Genomic DNA, 21767 nt, shown 5'->3' on the forward strand with positions numbered 1-21767 from the left:
AGGCGTTTTATTCTTATAAATAATTAACAACGAAAGAAAATTATGATTATTAAAAAATCAGCGATAGCCGCAGCTATTGTCGGCACCTTTGTGTCCTCAATAGCCAATGCAAAAACTTTGGTCTGGGAAGATAATTTTGACGGAGACACTATCGACACCTCCGTCTGGACCTACGATGTTGGCAACTCCGGCTGGGGTAACAACGAGTTACAAAATTATACCGATGATAGCGACAACGCTTATGTCGAAGACGGTAACCTGATTATTCAGGCCGTACAGGAAAGTGACGGCAGTTTTACTTCTGCTCGCCTAAAGTCTCTCGGGCGTCTGTCCTACAAATACGGAACCATTGAAGCTCGAATTAAATTGCCGGATTTGGATGCGGGATTATGGCCAGCATTCTGGCAACTGGGTAGCGACTACGGTCAAGCCGGCTGGCCTGCCTGTGGCGAACTGGATATTCTCGAAGCGGGTATGGCCGAAGCGCTAGAAGCCGGCGTCGTAAATTCTGAAATTTCCGGAGCCTTCCACTGGTGGCACGAGTCCGACGACTACACCGGGCAAGCAGATTATGGTGTATCGCAAAACCTGGTTGAGGACTTCGGTTCCAGCTCCGACCTCACCGAGGATTACCATATCTTCGGTATGACCTGGACGCCCGATAGCATCGTTATGTGGGTGGATGACGAATCCAACCAAATCGCAGCTTTGACGGATACCAGTGATTCCGCATTCGATGAATTTCGCCAGCATAACTTTTTAATTCTCAACCTGGCAGTAGGTGGCATCTTCCCGCAGATCTATGACAACAGCGAGATCACTGCCCCAATGCCCGCGAAAATGTATGTTGACTACGTACGTATCTACGACAACGATGACAGCAGCTACAGCACCGAGCTCTCCCTGGCTACCGATACCGCAAAAAGCGGCAACCTGGGCGTGTTCGGGGACAGCAGCGATATTTCCGAATCCCTGACGTTTGGAACTGATATTGAGCTCTACGTCTGGAACAATATGGAAAGCCAATCCAGCGTCGACGAGAGTGATGCCCTGGAGTTCCAAATCGATACCGGCGAATGGTATGGCATGGGTGTATGGATGCACTACGACCTGAATTTGATGAACTATCAAAATGGTCACCTGAACTTCCGCATGAAAACCACTAGCGAAGAGACTATCGGCATCGGTATCAACAGTACCAGCGGTGGTGAGTCCTGGGTGGACCTGAGCGTAGAAGGCGATACTTTTGGCCTGGAACGGGATGGGCAATGGCACGAGGTGAGTATCCCCCTGAGCAAATTTGGGGTGGACTACAACACCATTAGCCAGGCATTTATGGTGCGCGGCGATGGACCGTCAGAAGCCTTTACCCTGTCCATTGACGATATTTACTTTAGTGAGAGCGTCGAAAAAACCACGCCAAGCGGCACCTTCTCCCTATACAGTGAAAACACCGAGGCCGACTCCAGTTTCGAACTGGGCACTGATGGCAATCTGTATATCTGGGGCGAAACCCTGATCGAGACTTCTCCTTCCCCCTACGAAGGCTCTGAATCCCTGTCCTACACCTCCGCAGGTGCTGGCTGGTTTGGTATGGCTTTCACTGCTGACTTTTACTACGACATGTCAGCCTTCGACAACGATACCGCCACGCTCAATTTTGCTTTGAAAAGCAGCTCCACCACGACCTTTAAGATCGGCATGAAGAGCGGCAGCATTGACGATGTAGAACAAAAGTGGATTGACTTTGCCAATGGCGCCGACCCCTACGGTTTCGCACGGGATGGCCAGTGGCACCAGATCTCTATCCCCGTAAGCGACTTCAGTGACGAAGTAGACATGTCTAACGTGGTTCAACTATTCGAGCTTCTAGGCGTGGATGGAGAAATCAGCGATATCGAGATCGACAATATCTACTTCTCCGGTGGTATTGGCGGCAACGATGACTCCGGTGACGACTCCGATAATGGAGATGACGAGGGCGACGGCGAAGACTCTGGCGATAGCGGTGAAGCTGGCAGCCAGGACCTGATTGCACAGGCTACCGTCACCGCCAGCAACGAAATCCAGCCCATCGCAAATGCAGTTGATGGCAACAGCAGCACCCGCTGGGAAAGCGCCCATGGCGGTGACTCAGTATGGGTACTACTGGACCTGGGTGAGGCAGAAGCTCTGAACACCCTGACAATCGACTGGGAAACCGCCAACGCTGCGACCTATGCGGTACAAGGCAGTAACGACACTATTTCCTGGACCACACTGGCCAACTTTAGTGGTGGTAGCGCCGGAGAGAGAACCGATGAGCACTCTCTAAGTGGAAGCTATCGATATGTGCGCCTGTACTTCACTGAGCGCAGCACAAGCTATGGCTACTCCATCTGGGAGCTGGGCTTAACTGGTGGCGACGGTCAGGCTTCAAGTATCTCTGCAACCTCTGAACTGCAAAGTGCTGAACTGGCAATCGACGGAGATAGCAATACCCGCTGGGAGAGCGCCCACGGTGTGGACAATGTCAGCCTGACTTATGACTTGGGCTCTGTACAGTCCATTGGCACCCTCAATATCGACTGGGAAACTGCCAATGCGGCTGCCTACACTCTGCTCGGCAGTACCGATGGCAGCAACTGGACAACTGTTGAGTCATATTCGGGAATGGGAACCGGTGAACGCACCGACTCAATTACCGTAGAGGGAAACTACCGTTACCTGAAGGTTGACTGCACCGAACGCAATACCGTGTACGGCTACTCCATTTGGGAAATTAGCACTTACTAATAGCTGCTGGTAGTAGCAACTCGGGCAGCACTTTTACAGTGCTGCCCTACCTATAAACTGTCCACGAAGGAACTAAAATTCCAAAGCTAAAGGTGCTCCACACCTTTGCACAGTAATTCTTTCTAATTCAAATCCAACCCAAAATAATAATCTTCCCAAGGCTAACGGTAGACCATCGCCAGAATCGAGCGCCCCTGCTTTACGTAACTATGGAATAAATCCCCAACAGGGCCACTTAACTCATTCACTTCAACCCTCTCAAACCCCAAAGAGGAGTAAAAAGGCTCCAGGTGGTCGTAGGGAAATGTATAGGTGTCACTATCAAAACGTTCAGCAAGGAGCATCAACAGCTGCCTTGCAACACCCTGCCCTTGATGATCTGGTGCAACAGCAACTCCGGCCAGGAGCTTAAAGTTCTCATAGCGCCGCAAATAACCGCAGGCAATCACCTCCCCCCGTTCGCCGCGTACTATCCCGCAGTCCTCATGGCGTTTGGCTTTGCCACGAAATCCATACATGCGATAAAATTTGTTCGCTAGCGGAATCTCTATATCTGCCAGCCACTGAACACTATTAGAAGGCTGCGTTTTCGCCATAAACCTGCCCCTGTACCCCTGAAGTAGAAAAATGCCCAGAGAGACCTGTAGCACCTGCCTGCGCCCGCCCAATGTCTGCTACTGCAGTGCGTTGGTGAGCCTGGCCAATACCGTAAAGGTGGTGATCATACAGCACCCACAAGAAGAGAAGCACCCGTTCAATACCGGGCGTATGGCGCACCTGTGTTTAAATAACAGTGAAATGCTTATTTCTGAAACCCTTCCTAATCAACAGCTGGACAGGCTACTCGATACACCCAGCGCTCTACTCTATCCGTCACTATCATGGCTACCCCAAACACCCCAATTAGCTGAAGAGAATAATACCCCTAGCCACCAGAATCAGCTGGAAACGATTGAACAGCTAATTGTTATTGATGCGACTTGGAAAAAATCTAAAAAGATTCTTCACCTGAACCCCAAGCTACAACAGCTTCCAAGAGTCAATCTCAGTGGGGACTTGAAATCCAACTACACTATTCGGAAAACCACCGTTGCGGATGGTCTGTCAACCATTGAAAGTATTGCCTTGGCTATGACTCAACTTGAAGATAAAAATGAGTATTCCAAGCTTCTGCAACCATTTGAAAAGATGATTAGCCTGCAACAGCAGAGCTATTCAGTAGAGCCAGCTTAGGGCGTTTGGCTATCACAGTCAGTAAGGCCTCAAGCAGAGAACCTAAACAATTACTCCATCAGGAAATATCAAATTAGAAATCCCCTGATAGGTCAGCACACACATAAAAATTGATAAGGCATATCGAATAATCAATCGATATCGCTCTTCATCAATCTTCGATTGAAGATTAAATCCGATAATTAGTCCAAAATATGCAAATACGGTAATTGCAGATAGCGACATCAACTCCAAATCATCAAAACTCAAGTAAACTGAAAGCACAGAAAGCTGTATCAGCTTGCCAATCAAGAAACAAATATTGGAAATAAGGATTACTTCCTTTGAAGACTTGGTAACTTCCAATAAGTAAATCATCAGTAGAGGCGCAATCGCATTAGTCGCGCCACCAATCACCCCAGCCAAGCCGCCCATAATGATAGGAAAAAATACTGGCCGACTGGAGAATTTGGACAGATAACCCCTTAAACGATTGGAAAACAGATAAATCAAGATTGATACCGCCAGTAACAACTTGAGAATATCCGGATTTGCCCAGGTTAACAGCCATGTTCCGGCAAGGCTTCCAAGAGACACCAATAATATTACTAAACTATATTTAGAAAAATTAATCCTATAATCTCGGCACTTATAAAGACTGGATATAATTACCAAAAGCGACGGCAAGATGGTTAACACCACCGCCGTTTTCAAATCATAAGCAAGTGCCAGAATAGGCGTCGCAAGCATTGGGAAACCAAATCCCAATGCTCCGTGAGCCATACCTGCTACCAGAATAAGCAACAACCCAACTATAACTGTCTCTATGACCACCCGTTAAGCAACCCTCGATATAGCAGGCATATTAAAACGTATTCGTTTAAGGTGCCTTTTCCTATCCTTTATTCCAGTTCTTGCGTGAAGGTATCGTCGATTATCCAATAACAATATCTGATTATTATTCAACCTAACCTTAAACATATTATGTGGCAACGATATTTTTAGCTCCAGCTCGCGTAAAGCATCAAGCTCATCTGAAGAGCAATACTCACGCTCGATAATATCATACCTGTATCTGAAACCATGGCTCTCATCAATTAAGGATGCCTCTATAAACTCAGACGACTTGCGAAACTCTTCAGGAACACGCAGTTTAAACTTACTACTTGAAAGTACCTGGAAAGTTTTATCGGAGAGGCTCTCGATTATCCTGTCGGCACAGACAAGAATATTTTCTCCGCCTCCATGCATATCAGCGTGCACAACGAAGAGACCAAAGTAGCCAGGCATCTCCGATTCAAAAGCACCGTCATTGTGCAAAAAGAATTCTCTATCACTATGAGATATAGCCAATGCCTCATCGCCTGTCTCACCACCAATTCTCACATCCCAAACCGTTCGCCCCATAGAATCATGCTCATGTACCAACCCAATGGTATTGACAATATCCTCCATCACTTCAGCAGAATCATCAGAAAATTTGAGATGGATAAGCGCAATCCCTTTTTTAAACAAGGCTATCTTATAACTTTCATACTCTATGTCCGAACAGGACCCAAGTTCAAAGCAGCAGTAACTTGGGACTCTAAGTGGCATGGCATGCGATGAAAAATAGAGTGACGACATTTTCAGCTCCCTTGATGAACAATTCCTTTACGATTCCCACAATATGAACTTCTACCCACAAGATAAAAGGAGCAATCTTTATGCCAAATATCACACATGTACCAAACTCATACGTCTCCAACTTTAGTCCCTGATGGCGTTTAAAGCTCTTTTACATCGAAATAGTAAGTGTCCCCGTGGAAACTCTCTGAATCGCCTATCACAAAGTAACCCAGGCCCCCTAATAAGCCCCCTGTTTTCACAAAACAGCAACAATCGCGGGTTCAGGCCAAGATAACCTACCTCCAAGCAGATAAAATTTATCGTAGTACGGTAAAACACAGCGAAATAGCTCTCTAGTCATGACCATTTAATAAAACCACAACAAATCCCCCTTAAAAAAGAAAAGAAAGCGTCGCAAGATAAGAGCCAGTATCGGAGACAAGCATGCCCTATCAATTCCCCAATCAGGTGGAATAATAAAAAGTCAGGCGCTCACAATAAAATATATAAAACGGACTAAGGTCCCACCTATAAGGACCAATTCTGCTTTCGAGCCAAGCCGAGGGGAAAAGTATGGAAGATTTAAAGACACGGGAGCCATTTAAATGCCGTTACCAAACAGCTCCCAAGGAAATATCTAAACAAACCCTCCCCGATGGCAGCCATATAAAGTTGAGCGCCACAACTAAAGTACTCGTCAATTATTCAGAGACACGCAGACGCATACGTCTATTAAATGGGGCGGCCCAAATAGGCATTTGTAAAGAGGTAACCTGGCCATTTATAGTAGAATCACGACAAGCATTGATCCGTACACATAAAGCCACCTTCAATATTGACCAGCGATATGGAGTAACAGAAGTCACTGTTCTAGAAGGGAATATCACCGTCAGCCCAATAAAACAAAATAAAAATCGCGCCGAAATAAAGAAAGGGGAGATGCTCAAAGTAACTGAGCACAACACCGGTGCAATCAAAGATTTTGAGGTTTCCAGCTATAAGGATTGGGGAAGTGGATTTACAAAGGCTGATAACATCAGATTAACAGAACTTCTAATATCGCTAAATCGCTTTACAAATACACCACTTGTGACGAGAGACCAGAACACTAGTAGACTACTTGTTAGTGGAGTTTATGACCTGAATCATATAGAAGATACCGTGCTCTGTCTGAGCAAATCTTATAACCTGAAAATCACAAAAGAAGAGTCTCACACAGTGCTAGAGCTGCTTCCAGAATAATAACCTAGCTTGTTAAATACCAACAAAAGTGGTCTTGTGTACCTAACAATAAAGATAAAACAGTACTTTTCTGTAATTCTACCAGCAAATACAGTCAATCTTAGGGGCTCAGTATTACTAAAAATACGTAGTTTGCTAGCCTAGTACCCTCAGCTGGCAAGGGGTACCAGGAATTCTCTTTCTGGTCCAGAGACTCCGAACCTTGCCAGCTTTTTTTATCACTTTGACTCAAAGTAAGTGACAGTAGAACCAAAGAAAAGACAGTAAATCCTACTCAACCGTGTCCTTATCTTCTTGCCTCAAATAACCAGCCGCATTTTCATCTTGAGCTAATTGTCCCTGTTCTGTCATTGGCAGAGCACGACTTTGCTGATTAATAGCATGAATATTCGAAGTGTTTTCCAAGTCTCTACTGCTTGTAATGGAGGCAATAGACTCTCTATCTTTCAAGAAACTAATTACGTCATCCCTGATTTCAGATAAGTCGCGTTCAGACTTATGCATTTCAAGTATATGCCTTGGATACTCCAAGTTTCTCATGCCAGAAGCCGCAAATGTACTTGAGACAACCCTGGTTACTATCACCCAAGGCGTAATCGAACTTCTGACTAGTACATTTTCAGAACGAGTACTGTCATGTATTCCAGTGCCCGTTGAGATCTTAGATTCAGTGAATGTCCCTTCGCATTTAAAATACACCAATAGTGATTCAAACTGCATCTCAGCAAAGAAGATATGTGCCGCATTGACCAACAAGCGAGCAAATGTATTAAGAATAAATCCTATCAATAGCAGGTGAATTAGCGTCATACAGAGAGCGCCGCCTGCTGAAATATACTGTTCTAGCAGAGCTAAGCGGCCAGCTTCCTCGTCTAAGGCGCCAAACTCCTGTTTAATGGCTGTAAGAGATTCCGGCTGAAAGAAGTGAATAACATCAATCAAAGAATATGCAAGCCAAATAGCTAGCGCAGTAACAATGATATAGAGCGCATTACCTGCGAAAAGACTAATATCGCGAATCAGCTTGAATTTATCACCCAAATCAACAGGGCGAACGGTAGGTTGTACTTCCTGGATCATTTCCCCATTGAATGAACCTTTACCATCCACTTGCTCTTCAAGTTTTGGATCAAGCTCTCTGTAAATACGATTGGGCACTTCCTTATAACGACGATTCGCCATCACAAGGTTATCCAAGTTTATAAAGATTTCTTTCGGGTGGACCGATTCCTGCCAGTTATCCCTTAATTCAGAAACCTCAGTGACCGGGTTTGCAATTTCGCTTCTAAAGCGCAGCATATAGACAACAGCGAAACTACAAGCAGCGCCTACAAATATAACCCCAAGAATATACAAGAACGGGCTAAAGCTCGGTAAAGCCTCAGTCAATACACCGGACACACTGATTATTTCATCTAGGGAAGTAGTACCTTCCCCCTTAAAAGCCTCAACGCCTAAACTTAACCCCAATCCTAGCAACAGAGGCACCACAATCGAGAATAATATCGTTTTTGCAATACTTCCCCCCGTAAGGCTCGCTACACTTTTCTGGGCTTCCCGTGAAATACCTTTACTCGCAGAGTGCCATACAATCAATGTATAAAGTAAAGCGATGGCAGAGTACATCGGGAATAGCTTTTCTCCCATATCACCAGCAAAACCACTGAGACAAATAAAAGCGACAATGACATAAGAGAGCAAGACAGTTAATGTACTTACCCATGCGCCAAACTGTGCCTGAGCCATATTTCGAATGGGGTATGGCATATAAAGCAATTTAGGGAAGATACTGTGTAATACCCGAGCCAAGAAGCCCTTAGGCTCTAGAAAGGTTGGATTCTTACGGCCAACTAACATCTCTTCTAAGCCGGAAGCGGTATAAGCCACTTCATTTTTCTCTTCTGATGCCGTACTCGTTTCAGATTTCGAGTGGTTAAAAGCTAATGATACCGGATGATTTCGACCAACAAAGAAGCGTAATAAGGCCAAAATTCCACCTGATAGAGCTCTGATACCGCTGACCAGTAGGATTGCCCCCACCACGACAAGCACCCAACCACTTACGGGGTCCGACTTCACCTGGCCAGCAGCGATAAACAGCAAGATTAGGGCTACAAGAAACTGAACTCCCCCCCTAATTGCGGTAACCCGGCCTTCTTTCTTGAAAGGGTTCTTCAGGCCCAAATCAATCGAGCCGTAATCAAACGCCATAGAGTATCCCCTTAGTACTGGTACTTATGCCTAAAGCCTTAATCTGCTAAAAGAAGATGTACTTCTCAACTCAATGCAGCTTAAGGCTTTCCTGACTATTTTTCACTCACTTTCTATAAAGATGCTTGCAATGCACTAGCAAGCTAATTGCATCCCTCTATGTGTTGCATGTATTTCTGTATAACTGGGTATTCTTGAAGGCTTGGATAAGGAGTTATAGGCTGCTCGCATATGGCCTGCACAACGCCTAGCCGATAAGTTACCTATACCTGTTCCCAGGCCAGGACATAGAATCGAGTTAATTCTCTCCGGGGAGCTTGGTCGGTTAAATAGCTGCACAGAGTTTAAGATTGCTCGAAAAGCGTAATATGCATTTAGCGTATTGGAAACATCTTCCGGCACGCGCATAGTTGGAGCTGATATTGAATATGGCCAATTTTCATTGGAGGTAGGTACTAATACAGCTGATCCCATCGGGAGTTCACCATGAAAGTCAGATTTAATCCGTTCTTGCACCCGTTCCTCTACTTGAAAACCGAGCCTATCCTTAATTGACAGATCCAACCCTCCATCCACAATTCCGAAGCTATTGGCAGGACTAACCATTGCGTCAGCTGGCTTGAAAAAAAACACCCTCGAAAACGCATACAATTTCAACATCTTCAAATACTTCACTCCAAGCTTCCACAAGCTCCTTGGGTTTATCAATTAAATAGATTTAATCTGGCAGCATAGGTATCTCGGCCTTCAAAAGAAAAGGAACTTGTAGCAATATATAATCAACAGTATCTACAAATTCACAATTCTCTCACCTGATAATCAACTGTAAAATCCTTTACCCATGTAATTCCGGAGCCACTCATAACTTCATTCCCAAGTTCTATATCGGCAATAAATAGACCCTTGGGGATTAAACTATTTCGAACTGCGTAATTCAGTAATTCCAAACCAGGAATAGAGGCAATCATGGAAGGGTGCTTGGCCCTAAATGATACATACACCCAATTATTATCATTTACTCCCGACATATCCTTCCAATTCTTATGGTACCAAACCTCCCATACTGAATCATTAATCGATACCTCACTATGTTTTATCCCCGCAGGGTTGAAATGTCCGTCAGTAAAATATGTCCAGATCATAATTTCAGCCGCTATTACCGAACGATTTGGTTTACGCCCTCTATAAGCTTCAGAAGTTAACCACATCGTCGTAGCCGTATTATAATCCCCACTCGACTTACTTTCTGTATGATGTGAAATATCAAGATTCGCCAGACTGGATATCTTTAAGGGGAATGTATCATCAAACTTAGGTTCCGGCGCCCAGGGGGAAGATCCTATTTTTATTTGTGGCTGGGAGTAAATTACCCGTCGACTCAAAGGCCAAGACCATGACCAACCAAATTGTAACTCCCCCTCTACCAGTCGTTTCTCCAAGCATTGGGACCAAGGGTCATCTTCTGCAGCATATTTATTCCAGACGTTATTAGTCAAGATACCCAGCTTGGTAGGTACATTGTGAAAGTCTTCACAGCTGATAGTTGTAGTTTCTGGCTTTACCCATCCCGAACCATTACTAACTTTAGTAGCACAAGAAGTAGTCAAAATAATAAAAAAATACAATAAAAATCTCAAAACTTCACTTCCCAGTAATTTACAAAATAGCATTTTAACTCTTAAACCACTCAATTCTTTATTATTGGTAAAAAATAAGATATTTATCTTCCAATATTAGCTCCAACATTCATATTTGCGGCAACTGGTACATAACGTATATTGTCCAGCTGCAATAGAGGAAAACAATATACGTTTATATATTTATCCTTGCCTAACTCTAATTTTGAAAACCCGTTCCACTCATGGATAAATTGAGCCGTATCTTCGGCGGCCACCGAAGGCCTTGTATGCCAAATTTCGCTGCTGAGCCGGCTTATAAAGACCGTAAACAAGTATGAATGTGATAGACACTAACTAGGCATAACCCGAATAGCAAAGCACAGAAGGTGGCAACCGCCCCCGCCATCGATAATAACCCGATCTTGAAACTTTTAAACACCGACACATAAAGCTAACCGGGAATGCCCCTAAATGCTCTTGTATCAGTGCGTACTTTACTCTTGGTGGTTCGCAAAGTATGCAGCTACCTTTTAAAGAAACTCAACCTCTTGACGAGCTTCATGCAGCTCCTTCTTGCGCTTGCGAACTTCAGCGCGTACCTGTTTTGAATAGTCGACACCGTCTAAACTATTGAACTGCTTATCAGACAGTCGATTAAATTGATGACGCCAGTTGTAGATCTACTGTGCGCTGACGCCTAGCTCTCGCGCCACAGAAGCCGTTGTTGCTCCAGGCTTTTCCGCTCTCTTAACTGCTTCTTTGCGGAACTCCTCCATATACGCCTGAGGTCTTTTCTTACCCATGATACACCTCCGTGTTAGGCCTAAACCTAACTATACAGGGTGTCTACTAAACGTGGGTAAGTCTTACACCTAACGCCTGGCGCAACGGCGAAGCACGAAGTGCTGAGTCCGGCACGCAAAGCGTGCGTATTGCCGTTGCTTGTTAATAGCCTACTCAGCAAAATACTCAAAAACTTCGCCATTGCTTTTTGTTGTTCGCTTACCAATTAAAACTTTATCCTCATAAAGGTACTCGATTTCAAAAAATTTCTCTTTCCCTATATACTTTGTAAGCTTAAGGACTTCTCCAGAATCACAAACAAGCTGAATGTAGTAACCCTCACCTTCCCTTATTTTTCGCGCAACCTCTTTTTCATCAATGGCCTCAGTTACGACCTCAGGAAATATTTTCAATCCTGCACCTGCATAAGCTTGCTCAGTATTATTACCACAGGATGAAGCTACTTCAGGCAGAAAGGCGGATAAAAATAATGCCATTCGGATATTCATTCAGTTACCTGCCCATTAACGCCCGCGTCAACTGCCGGAGGCTACTGGCGCCTTTTTTGCGGGTTTTGGCAAAAAAGGTGACAGTGGCCGGAGGTCAGATTGCACGCGCTTGTTAGGTGCTACTCTCTGGGACACATTTCTCTCCCAGTGGGATCTGTTTCTAAAACACTCTCGTGTAACCCAGAAATTTGATTTTGGGGATTACCTTGCTCATCTAATTGAACTAATGCCCAATCGACATATTCATTTCCAGGTATACTTTCTGGGTCATCTAGCATGTAACCAATATGAAAGATCATTTCTGCTGCAATACATCTTGATAATTCAGTGATCGCTTCACGAGGCACACCACAATCAATCATTTTCTTGATTGAATGCCCCATACCACTGTATGGAGAATCATCATCTTCATCGTATTGTCCCATTACATTATCGATCCATTCTTCATTGTCTGGAACAACACCATTCCATGCTCCCTTAAGAAACATGAATCTTGCTAGTTGAGGTATATTTTCATCGATTTGACTGTCTGCCCATGACTCCGGATAATCAGCCCCCAGTTTTTTGAAGATACTTGTTAATTCTTCTTTATTCATGCGATCTCCCTTATATGAACATGTCACCTAATCGGGATAGGGAGGCACCTCACGATGCCTCTCCTCCCACACCACCAGGCATACGGATCACGTACCATGGCGGTTCAATTCTATTCCCCTTCCTATCTGCCAATTCCGGCAGCCCCAAGCTCCTAAAGTATCTATTTGGCAATGCTCTGTAAAGGGCAGGACTTTTGCTTAGCCTCCATGGTCCATGTGCTGATTTGGCCGTGTTCCACGCTAAAAAGCGATCAACACCCAGCCTTCTTAATCTGCGGTAACCACTACGTCCCCATTGCTTCCATAAATAACATCGCAACTTCCGCCTTATCCACTTGTCCAGATCTTTCAGAGGGCTCAGTACTTCACTGATGTCAAAGTACGCTTTCCAACCAAGCAGGGTCTTCTTTAACTCTTCTATGATCTGAGTAAACTTGCGGCCTCGTGTTCGGCGGGTGATCATTCTGATCTTTGCCTTCAATTTATTAATCGATGATTCTGATACCTTTATCCGGGCATCCTTCTTCAGCAATCTAAATCCTAGAAAGCTCCGCTTCCAGAAGTGATCCTCTGCACTCTTCTCAGTATTTACTGTGAGCTTCAGCTTACATTTGATGAAGTGCGTAAGGCTTACTTTTATCCGCTCTGCAGACCGATGACTTCCCACCAGTATTTGAAAATCATCGGCATATCGTACAAAACTGAGTTGCCGCTTGTGCAGCTCCCAGTCCAGTTCATTAAGCACAATATTCGCTAGAAGCGGAGATAACGGCCCACCTTGCGGGACGCCTTTTGTTGTAGCTATTACCTTGCCATCGACTACCGTTGGCGCTTTTAGGTATCGGTTTATCAACCCCAGCACATCAGCCGGTATTCCGCTTTGCTTCAGTGTTAGCATGAGCCTGTCATGATTCACTTCATCAAAGAAGGATTTCAAGTCCATATCGATCGTCCAGCGCTTTCCTTGCCGGACAAAGTTTTGGACCTGTCTAATCGCCTGGTGTGCCGATCGATTTGGTCTAAAACCAAAACTAAGAGCATGAAACTTCGGCTCCCATTGCTCACTGAGTATCTGTGCGATAGCTTGTTGGATCAACCTATCTTGCACAGTGGGTATACCCAATGGACGCAGGCCTCCATTGCCTTTTGGTATAAAGACGCGTTTCACCGGTTGAGGACGATAGATACTACTTAACACCTTTTGTCGGGTAGCAATCCAAGTCTGCTTAAGATGTTCCGGCAACTGTTTTACCGTCATACCATCGAGACCTGGCGCACCCTGGTTACGAGAAACTTGTTGTAATGCTCGAAACAGATTATTCCTATCTAGAATTCGCTGCATTAAAAGAGATGGGAAATTGGACAATGTATGATTAAGTTTCCAGTTTGATGTTCACCCAGAAAAAAAAATATTTTTTTTCCTGGCAACTCAGTTACTTGTCAGATGCAGTCATCAAGCTCTGCATTAATAATACTGTCCAGAATTGTTCAGGCCTTCAGTAGCACGAAATCTACCTACTATGCCCTCTGCTGACTTCTATGGATCGGTCAAAACCAATCTCTCAGTTTTCAGTTACTCCATTAACAACCCATAGACCTCCCAGGGTAAGACATTTAACTTTCTTCACGTAGATGCTGGATTTATAAAAACGTAGGCCAATTGTGGATGGAGAGCTTTATGGTCACGTGCCCACTGGCTCCACCTGCGTCACACCTCATATCCAGTTCTTGTTCATCACCCCGTGAATTTGCGTTGGGCTTCCTCCAGCCAATACCTCGCGATATTAACCTTGCCCTTTCGCTAACCTTCGGCTCCACGAATACCTGGTAAGAGGACTTTCACCTCTCTAGTTAAATGCCATGCCTGGCACACACGCCCAAAGCAGCGGCGCGCGTTAGCGCGTCCAGCCCGCAGGGCGATGCTGCCTTTGCTTGTATGGTTGTTCTTGCCCGATTCTTGTATGGTTGTTCTTGCCCGATTCTGATGTTGAAAATCCTTTTCGTTAACGGGTAAATTGAGACCCACCTTCGGCGGCCACCGAAGGCCTTGTTTATCACAGTTCGCTGCTTGGCTGGTTCGTAAAAGACCGATAACAAGTATGAACGTGATAAGCACTCACTAGGCATAACTCGGATAGTCATGTGGGCCTCGAGCCCGAATAGCAAGGCGGAGATAGCTTATCTTATGGAACCTCAAGAGATCAATGTCGGTATCGATACCAGCAGTAAACAACTCGATATTTATGTGAGACCTACTGGCCAGTTCTTTAGTGTTGCCAATGATAAAAATGGCATTAAAAATGCCATTAAACAACTACAACCTCTTAAACCTCAAAGAGTATTAATAGAGTCTACGGGAAGGCTCGAGTTAGAGTTTGTTTGCGCCGCCGACAAAGCCGGATTACCTATTGTTGTTTGCAATCCTTCGCAGATAAGGAGCTTCGCTAAATCCGCAGGGCGCCTCGCCAAAACTGACAAGCTAGATGCAATGGATATTGCACATTTTGGTGAGGCCATGAAGCCAGGGCTGTCGGTGCTAAAACCAGAAAAGCTTAGGGAGATCAGTGACTTACTGGCGGTAAGAAGTCAGTGTTTAGAGATGAGTACAATGCAAAAGAATCGGCTTCAGAGAATGCCGAAATCAGTACACAAACCTATACAGACCATTCTAAACACCATCAAGAAAGAGCTACAAGGTATCGACAAGCAACTGGATAAACTGGTTAACAGTGTGTCTGAGTGGCGGCAAAGGCGTGACCTATTGTTGAGTGCCAAAGGGGTCGGAAATGTATTGGCCTATACGTTAATGAGTGAACTTCCTGAGCTAGGACAATTGAACCGTAAAGAAATCGCTGCACTTGTCGGTATCGCCCCGATGAACCGTGATAGCGGCAACTTCCAGGGCAAACGATATATTCGAGGTGGAAGGCATCGCGTACGCACGGTTCTTTTTGTTTCCATCATGTCGGCCATACAACATCATCCCAAACTAAAGCCCATGTATAAGCGATTAGTCAACGCTGGCAAACCTAAAAAGGTTGCTCTGGTTGCCTGCATGAGAAAGCAGATTACGATCCTGAATACAATGGTGAAAAACAACACCTACTGGGATGAAAGTATGGCTTAAAAACTTGACGAGTAACCATAGTCACTTGTTATGAGTTTCACTGTACAAGAACCCAGAGATCATCATCTTCTTCATCATAAGTTCTTTTTTGAATCTGATTATTTTTGATTCGAAGATAAGCAAGCTTTCGCACTACCCCAGAGCTATTTGATACTATATTCCAATAAGCCCAGCCATCTTCGATGTGGTTATCATCCCAAATTTCAACATCATCTCTACCAGATGCAATCTCTTGATATATGTCCGAATCTTGAATAATAGTTTCCATACTCGCTTTACTCATAACGTTGCCAGCAAGGGCAGCCGAAGCAAAGCGTAGGCTGTCCAGCCCAGCCACCGGCTGGGCGATCTTGCCTGGCCTGGTTATAGCTGGCGCGCTCTAAACGACCTACTTGCTCTCTGCCAGCCAACTTTGGCTGGCCACTGCCAGATAAATTTACAGGGAAAAATACCATACTTTCCCCACCAGTTAGCTAGCAGATTGGTACTCCACAATGGTGCAGCTGGCTTGCAGAACTTGTTGGCTTTAAACGAAGGCACTTGAACGAAACTGCGGTACCAGTTTGAAGGAGAACTCTCTGGCGAAGCGTGTTCAGGTAGAGATTGTTACTTGCAGCAACTACAAACCATCTAAAAAATGACCGCCACAATAATCGGGATAGGGAGGCACCTCACGATGCCTCTCCTCCCACACCACCAGGCATACGGGTCACGTACCATGGCGGTTCAATTCTATTCCCCTTCCTATCTGCCAATTCCGGCAGCCCCAAGTTCCTAAAGTATCTATTTGGCAATGCTCTGTAAAGGGCTGGGCTTTTGCTTAGCCTCCATGGACCATGCGCTGATTTGGCCGTGTTCCACGCTAAAAAGCGATCAACTCCCAGCCTTCTTAATCGGCGGTAACCACTTCGACCCCATTGTTTCCATAAATAACATCGCAACTTCCGCCTTATCCACTTGTCCAGATCTTTCAGAGGGCTCAGTACTTCACTGATGTCAAAGTACGCTTTCCAACCAAGCAGGGACTTATTTAACTCTTCCATGATCTGAGTAAACTTGCGGCCTCGTGTTCGGCGGGTGATCATTCTGATCTTGGCTTTCAATTTATTCATCGATGATTCTGATACCTTTATCCGGGCATCTTTCTTCAGCAATCTAAATCCTAGAAAGCTCCGCTTCCAGAAATGATCCTCTGCACTCTTCTCAGTATTTACTGTGAGCTTCAGCTTACATTTGATGAAGTGCGTAAGGCTTACTTTTATCCGCTCTGCAGACCGATGACTTCCCACCAGTATTTGAAAATCATCGGCATATCGTACAAAACTGAGTTGCCGCTTGTGCAGCTCCCAGTCCAGTTCATTAAGCACAATATTCGCTAGAAGCGGAGATAACGGCCCACCTTGCGGGACGCCTTTTGTTGTAGCTATTACCTTGCCATCGACTACCGTTGGCGCTTTTAGGTATCGGTTTATCAACCCCAGCACATCAGCCGGTATTCCGCTTTGCTTCAGTGTTAGCATGAGCCTGTCATGATTCACTTCATCAAAGAAGGATTTCAAGTCCATATCGATCGTCCAGCGCTTTCCTTGCCGGACAAAGTTTTGGACCTGTCTAATCGCCTGGTGTGCCGATCGATTTGGTCTAAAACCAAAACTAAGAGCATGAAACTTCGGCTCCCATTGCTCACTGAGTATCTGTGCGATAGCTTGTTGGATCAACCTATCTTGCACAGTGGGTATACCCAATGGACGCAGGCCTCCATTGCCTTTTGGTATAAAGACGCGTTTCACCGGTTGAGGACGATAGATACTACTTAACACCTTTTGTCGGGTAGCAATCCAAGTCTGCTTAAGATGTTCCGGCAACTGTTTTACCGTCATACCATCGAGACCTGGCGCACCCTGGTTACGAGAAACTTGTTGTAATGCTCGAAACAGATTATTCCTATCTAGAATTCGCTGCATTAAAAGAGATGGGAAATTGGACAATGTATGATTAAGTTTCCAGTTTGATGTTCACCCAGAAAAAAAATATTTTTTTCCTGGCAACTCAGTTACTTGTCAGATGCAGTCATCAAGCTCTGCATTAATAATACTGTCCAGAATTGTTCAGGCCTTCAGTAGCACGAAATCTACCTACTATGCCCTCTGCTGACTTCTATGGATCGGTCAAAACCAATCTCTCAGTTTTCAGTTACTCCATTAACAACCCATAGACCTCCCAGGGTAAGACATTTAACTTTCTTCACGTAGATGCTGGATTTATAAAAACGTAGGCCAATTGTGGATGGAGAGCTTTATGGTCACGTGCCCACTGGCTCCACCTGCGTCACGCCTCATATCCAGTTCTTGTTCATCACCCCGTGAATTTGCGTTGGGCTTCCTCCAGCCAATACCTCGCGATATTAACCTTGCCCTTTCGCTAACCTTCGGCTCCACGAATACCTGGTAAGAGGACTTTCACCTCTCTAGTTAAATGCCATGCCTGGCACACACGCTCAAAGCAGCGGCGCTCTTAGCGTCCGCTGCCTTTGCTTGGTACGCCCAGCATGGGCGTGAACTAATGGGGTGAAAGTCCCCTGTAGAAAGATCACCGTTTAATGGACTTCATTAAATGCCAACTACTAGCGAATGGCAACTGCAATACCGTGAGGTCTTGTGGGGAGGAAGCCGCTAGCAAAACTACGAGCTGACGAACAGAAACATCATATAAGGCTTAGCCTGGAGGCGAGGTAGCCAAGGATACCAAAGCCATGTGGTCTAACGGGTAGAGTAAATGATGCAGTTGTGTAGTGAAAGTTCACGTTCTTATCTGGGGAGATCTGTTTAGCTTGCTGCTGTGAAGCTGTCAGCGTGGCCGCTGACTCATAAGTAGGCCCAGCCCGCTAGCCACCATCGTGGGGTAGACAAAAATGGTGGAACACAGCGGCGCCTTGGTCAGTAATGATCAAGGTGATTAAACAGAAGTCAGCCGACGGCATAGTAGCCTAATACCAAGATTAATACCTTGGATACGGTGAAGGCCTGAACCCAAAATCCATGAGTTAAAAGACAGGGCTAGCCTACTGATATGTTGCCAGCCGGATATAAAATTGACGTAGCGCACTGCCATGACACTCAACTCAAATGAAAATCTGCTTGAAGTCATCCTCAGCAAAGAAAATCTTAATGCTGCATGGAAACATGTGCGAAGCAACAAAGGTGCCGCAGGCATTGACGGGATTACTGTCGATAATTTTGTGCAGCACTTTAAGGCAGTTGGCGACGACCTCATCGAGACCATTCGACAGGGTCATTACCGGCCGCTTCCCGTCAGGCGCGTCTACATTCACAAGCCAGATGGTGGCCAGCGTGGTCTCGGGATACCTACGATCTTTGATCGTGTTATTCAGCAGGCTATCGCCCAAATCATCGGTCCCAGTTTCGATAAAACCTTTTCGGAGTTCAGCTATGGGTTCCGCCCAAAGCGATCGCAGCATCATGCGGTAAAAAAGCTGCGAAAGTATATCGAGGGAGGGAAACGAATAGCAGTGGATGTCGATTTATCTAAATTCTTCGATCGGGTAAATCATGATTTCCTCATGAGTTTACTTGGCCAAAGAATCAGCGATAAGCGCTTACTCAAACTGATCGCAAGCTACTTGCGTGCAGGAAGAGTAGAAGATGGATGCTGGAAAGCGTGTTATGAGGGGGTACCACAAGGTGGCCCTTTATCGCCGCTGCTGTCCAACATTGTACTCGATTTGCTCGACAAAGAGCTGGAAAAACGCCGACACAATTTCGTCCGTTATGCGGACGATTTTGTGATTGTGGTTTCCTCTAAACGCGCGGGTGAGCGGGTTATGGTGAGTATTAAACGCTTTGTTGAGCGCAAGCTTAAGCTCAAAGTTAACGATACTAAAAGCCAAGTGGTTCCTGTCAGCCGTTGTAAGTTCCTAGGTTTCTCTTTTCGGGGGGCAAAGCTTGTCTGGCATGATAAGTCCCTGCTCCAATTTAAATACTGCGTCCGCCAGATTACAGGGCGATCTCGTGGTATCTCTATGGAAAAGAAACTGAAAGAACTTACCGTATACCTCCGTGGTTGGATCAACTATTTTGGAATAGCGCAAGGCTATCAAAAATGTATAGATCTAGACTGCTGGATACGGCGGCGATTAAGAATGAGCTATTGGAAGAATTGGCGCAGAGTGAGAACGAAAGTTCGAAATTTACTGCGTATGGGTGTGAGTGAATCGCTGGCAGTTACCTGCGGCTCGTCCGGTAAAAGTTACTGGCGAAGCGCAAAAACTGAGGGTATTCATATTGCGCTCAATAATGAGTTCTTCGAAGAGATGGGTTTGATTTCAATGCGAGATCGTTGGGTAGAGATTCATTACGGATAGGGAACCGCCCATTGCGGACCCGCATGATGGGTGGTGTGGGGGCCGGTAGCTAAAAACTACCGGCTACCCGATTTAGGGCTCGAAGTTTCTCCGAAGCCCTTTCCCTGACAACTTGCCAGGAATCATTTATTAGAACCCTCAATACCGCTTCAGTAATTTTACCGTTGTTCGCCAGCGCATTCCTTACGGATTCATCTTCATCTTTTGCTAGTTGCAGCATGAGCGATTCTGGGATTTTCCTTTTACGAGCAACCATGCCTCGGACTTTTGGGTCATTGTGTGCTGCCAGATTTTCTAGTATTTCGACTGGTACAGTTTTGTTCTGCGCTACCCAGAATGCCAGTTTTGGATATTTCTCGAGAACATCCTCCCATATTTTCGTGGGAGCCTGGTCATGAGCGGCGCGAGTATATTCATCTATTACTTCGCTTTCTCTAAGCCTTTTAAATTCTTCTGCAGACTCAATCATGAGGTGCCCTAACGTCTTTAGCATGCGAGCGCTTTTTGTGGAGCCGAAAGGCGGAACGAAAAGTGGGTCGCGTGCCTGAGCTGGTTAAATGCTTTTACCATAACGTTTTTTAACATAGTAAAACACATTAGATGATAACCAAACCAGTATGAGTTGAATAAACATTTCACAATAGGTTAAGTCATACGAGGCCTCACCATCCACGTGGATAAACCAATGTAAGAAAGGAATGGGACCAACAAAGCCTTGGTAAAACCAAAGCCTCCACCAAACGATAGAAGCAACAAACAAGCCCAATAAGATCAGCAATTGTATTCCTGTAGTCTTGTTTCCTTTCTTCATTTAATTCCCTGTATTTAACGTTGCCAGCAAGGGCAGCCGAAGCAGAGCGTAGGCTGTCCAGCCCAGCCTCCGGCTGGGCGAGCTTGCCTGGCCTGGTTATAGCTGGCGCGCTCTGAACAACCTACTTGCTCTTTGCCAGCCACCTTTGGCTGGCCACTGCCCAATAAATTTACTGGGAAAAATACCATACTTTCCCCACCAGTTAACTAACTGACTGGCACTCCACAATGCTGCTGCTAGCTTGCAGAACTTGTTGGCTTAAAACGAAGACACTTGAACGGAACTGCGGTGCCAACCTGCAGGAAAACTCTCTGGAGAAATGTGCTCAGGAAGAGATTGGTGCTTGCAGCAACTTCAAACTACCTAAAAAATGACAGCCACAATAACGCCGTGCTCAGCGGCGGCTTACTTTATGCGCGTTTTGCGCGAAAATGGGAGCGTAGCGACCGCGCAAAAGGTACATAAAGTAAGCCGTCAGCTGCAGCACCTCGTTAGTTGCTTTTTTGGACTCCGAAAATCTCATCTAGCACGGCCTCCCCTCGGTTAGTTGGAGCCAGCTCATACTGCCATTTATTGTCTCTTGAAAATGAGCTACTCCAGTTCCATGGATCATTAATGAAGCTTTCCAAATCATCATTGGTTAATGTCTTTACAGACTCAACAGAGTATGGCTCTTTGGAAGCTTTATCAATCTGACAGAGTGAAATCAGGCCCTTTGACACCAATGAATTTACAAGGCCAATTGCCAGCTCATATTTTTCAATGAGGCTATCTTCCGTAGCATCAGAATAAATTTCTGATATTAACTCTGGTAGAGTTTTACCGAAATCAGTCAACTCAATCAATAGCCACTTTTCGTTGTCTGACAAGATGATGGTTGTAATCTCCCTGAG

Annotated in this window: 21 protein-coding genes; 5 read left to right on the top strand and 16 right to left on the bottom strand. The window is 45.3% G+C overall.

Annotated features, from left to right (window positions below):
- Positions 1-42: 42 nt before the first annotated feature.
- Positions 43-2775: a discoidin domain-containing protein gene (locus tag ACJJIQ_RS13785; RefSeq protein ID WP_445362196.1), complete on the top strand. Its 2733-nt coding sequence runs from the start codon at positions 43-45 to the stop codon at positions 2773-2775.
- Between the two features lie 161 nt (positions 2776-2936).
- Here the strand turns inward: ACJJIQ_RS13785 and ACJJIQ_RS13790 are convergent, their stop codons facing one another.
- Positions 2937-3371 (bottom strand): GNAT family N-acetyltransferase, encoded by a 435-nt coding sequence (locus tag ACJJIQ_RS13790; protein WP_445362197.1) that lies wholly within the window; start codon positions 3369-3371, stop codon positions 2937-2939.
- Positions 3372-3402: 31 nt separating this feature from the next.
- Between ACJJIQ_RS13790 and ACJJIQ_RS13795 the strand changes: the two genes are divergently transcribed.
- Positions 3403-4008 (top strand): tRNA-uridine aminocarboxypropyltransferase, encoded by a 606-nt coding sequence (locus ACJJIQ_RS13795; RefSeq protein ID WP_445362198.1) that lies wholly within the window; start codon positions 3403-3405, stop codon positions 4006-4008.
- Between the two features lie 42 nt (positions 4009-4050).
- Here the strand turns inward: ACJJIQ_RS13795 and ACJJIQ_RS13800 are convergent, their stop codons facing one another.
- Positions 4051-4770: a sulfite exporter TauE/SafE family protein gene (locus tag ACJJIQ_RS13800; RefSeq protein ID WP_445362199.1), complete on the bottom strand. Its 720-nt coding sequence runs from the start codon at positions 4768-4770 to the stop codon at positions 4051-4053.
- 54 nt (positions 4771-4824) lie between these two features.
- A complete protein-coding gene (locus tag ACJJIQ_RS13805; RefSeq protein WP_282933761.1) occupies positions 4825-5613 on the bottom strand; it encodes a TauD/TfdA family dioxygenase in 789 nt (262 codons plus the stop codon).
- 555 nt (positions 5614-6168) lie between these two features.
- Between ACJJIQ_RS13805 and ACJJIQ_RS13810 the strand changes: the two genes are divergently transcribed.
- Positions 6169-6837, top strand: a complete 669-nt coding sequence (locus ACJJIQ_RS13810; RefSeq protein ID WP_444907585.1) for a FecR family protein — start codon at positions 6169-6171, stop codon at positions 6835-6837.
- Between the two features lie 270 nt (positions 6838-7107).
- Here ACJJIQ_RS13810 and ACJJIQ_RS13815 read toward each other — a convergent pair whose 3' ends face one another.
- The 7 genes from ACJJIQ_RS13815 to ltrA (ACJJIQ_RS13845) form a co-directional block, all read right to left on the bottom strand.
- Positions 7108-9048: a hypothetical protein gene (locus tag ACJJIQ_RS13815; RefSeq protein WP_445362200.1), complete on the bottom strand. Its 1941-nt coding sequence runs from the start codon at positions 9046-9048 to the stop codon at positions 7108-7110.
- A 135-nt stretch (positions 9049-9183) separates the two neighbouring features.
- Positions 9184-9708, bottom strand: a complete 525-nt coding sequence (locus tag ACJJIQ_RS13820; RefSeq protein ID WP_445364816.1) for a macro domain-containing protein — start codon at positions 9706-9708, stop codon at positions 9184-9186.
- 137 nt (positions 9709-9845) lie between these two features.
- Positions 9846-10685, bottom strand: coding sequence for a GH12 family glycosyl hydrolase domain-containing protein (locus ACJJIQ_RS13825; RefSeq protein ID WP_445362201.1), 840 nt, complete (start codon positions 10683-10685; stop codon positions 9846-9848).
- Between the two features lie 662 nt (positions 10686-11347).
- Positions 11348-11470: a transposase gene (locus ACJJIQ_RS13830; protein ID WP_445362202.1), complete on the bottom strand. Its 123-nt coding sequence runs from the start codon at positions 11468-11470 to the stop codon at positions 11348-11350.
- A gap of 150 nt (positions 11471-11620) precedes the next feature.
- Positions 11621-11959: a hypothetical protein gene (locus ACJJIQ_RS13835; protein WP_445362203.1), complete on the bottom strand. Its 339-nt coding sequence runs from the start codon at positions 11957-11959 to the stop codon at positions 11621-11623.
- A gap of 119 nt (positions 11960-12078) precedes the next feature.
- A complete protein-coding gene (locus ACJJIQ_RS13840) occupies positions 12079-12555 on the bottom strand; it encodes a hypothetical protein (protein ID WP_444928613.1) in 477 nt (158 codons plus the stop codon).
- Positions 12556-12604: 49 nt separating this feature from the next.
- Entirely contained in the window at positions 12605-13897 is a 1293-nt protein-coding gene (gene ltrA, locus ACJJIQ_RS13845) for a group II intron reverse transcriptase/maturase (protein WP_445362204.1), read from the bottom strand.
- 843 nt (positions 13898-14740) lie between these two features.
- On the opposite strand from ltrA (ACJJIQ_RS13845), the gene ACJJIQ_RS13850 reads away from it, so the two are divergent.
- Positions 14741-15682, top strand: coding sequence for an IS110 family RNA-guided transposase (locus tag ACJJIQ_RS13850; protein WP_445362205.1), 942 nt, complete (start codon positions 14741-14743; stop codon positions 15680-15682).
- A gap of 37 nt (positions 15683-15719) precedes the next feature.
- On the opposite strand, the gene ACJJIQ_RS13855 is transcribed toward ACJJIQ_RS13850, so the two are convergent.
- The 3 genes from ACJJIQ_RS13855 to ltrA (ACJJIQ_RS13865) all read right to left on the bottom strand — a co-directional run bounded on the left by ACJJIQ_RS13855 (position 15720) and on the right by ltrA (ACJJIQ_RS13865) (position 17646).
- The gene (locus ACJJIQ_RS13855; RefSeq protein WP_445362206.1) at positions 15720-15965 is read right to left on the bottom strand and encodes a hypothetical protein; all 246 of its coding nucleotides are present in this window, start codon (positions 15963-15965) and stop codon (positions 15720-15722) included.
- Positions 15958-16137 (bottom strand): hypothetical protein, encoded by a 180-nt coding sequence (locus tag ACJJIQ_RS13860; RefSeq protein ID WP_445362207.1) that lies wholly within the window; start codon positions 16135-16137, stop codon positions 15958-15960. Before ACJJIQ_RS13860 ends, ACJJIQ_RS13855 begins: the two co-directional genes overlap by 8 nt.
- 216 nt (positions 16138-16353) lie before the next feature.
- Positions 16354-17646, bottom strand: coding sequence for a group II intron reverse transcriptase/maturase (gene ltrA / locus ACJJIQ_RS13865; RefSeq protein WP_445362208.1), 1293 nt, complete (start codon positions 17644-17646; stop codon positions 16354-16356).
- Between the two features lie 1145 nt (positions 17647-18791).
- Here ltrA (ACJJIQ_RS13865) and ltrA (ACJJIQ_RS13870) point away from each other — a divergent pair.
- Positions 18792-20063: a group II intron reverse transcriptase/maturase gene (gene ltrA / locus ACJJIQ_RS13870; RefSeq protein WP_445362209.1), complete on the top strand. Its 1272-nt coding sequence runs from the start codon at positions 18792-18794 to the stop codon at positions 20061-20063.
- A 49-nt stretch (positions 20064-20112) separates the two neighbouring features.
- Here the strand turns inward: ltrA (ACJJIQ_RS13870) and ACJJIQ_RS13875 are convergent, their stop codons facing one another.
- From ACJJIQ_RS13875 to ACJJIQ_RS13885, 3 genes are all read right to left on the bottom strand, one after another.
- On the bottom strand, positions 20113-20532 hold the full coding sequence (locus ACJJIQ_RS13875) for a HEAT repeat domain-containing protein (protein ID WP_445362210.1): 420 nt from the start codon (positions 20530-20532) through the stop codon (positions 20113-20115).
- 84 nt (positions 20533-20616) lie between these two features.
- Positions 20617-20874, bottom strand: coding sequence for a hypothetical protein (locus ACJJIQ_RS13880; protein ID WP_444898103.1), 258 nt, complete (start codon positions 20872-20874; stop codon positions 20617-20619).
- A gap of 491 nt (positions 20875-21365) precedes the next feature.
- A complete protein-coding gene (locus ACJJIQ_RS13885) occupies positions 21366-21743 on the bottom strand; it encodes a hypothetical protein (protein ID WP_445362211.1) in 378 nt (125 codons plus the stop codon).
- Positions 21744-21767: the final 24 nt, after the last annotated feature.

It is taken from the genome of Microbulbifer maximicatervae (SeqCode) (assembly GCF_052468295.1).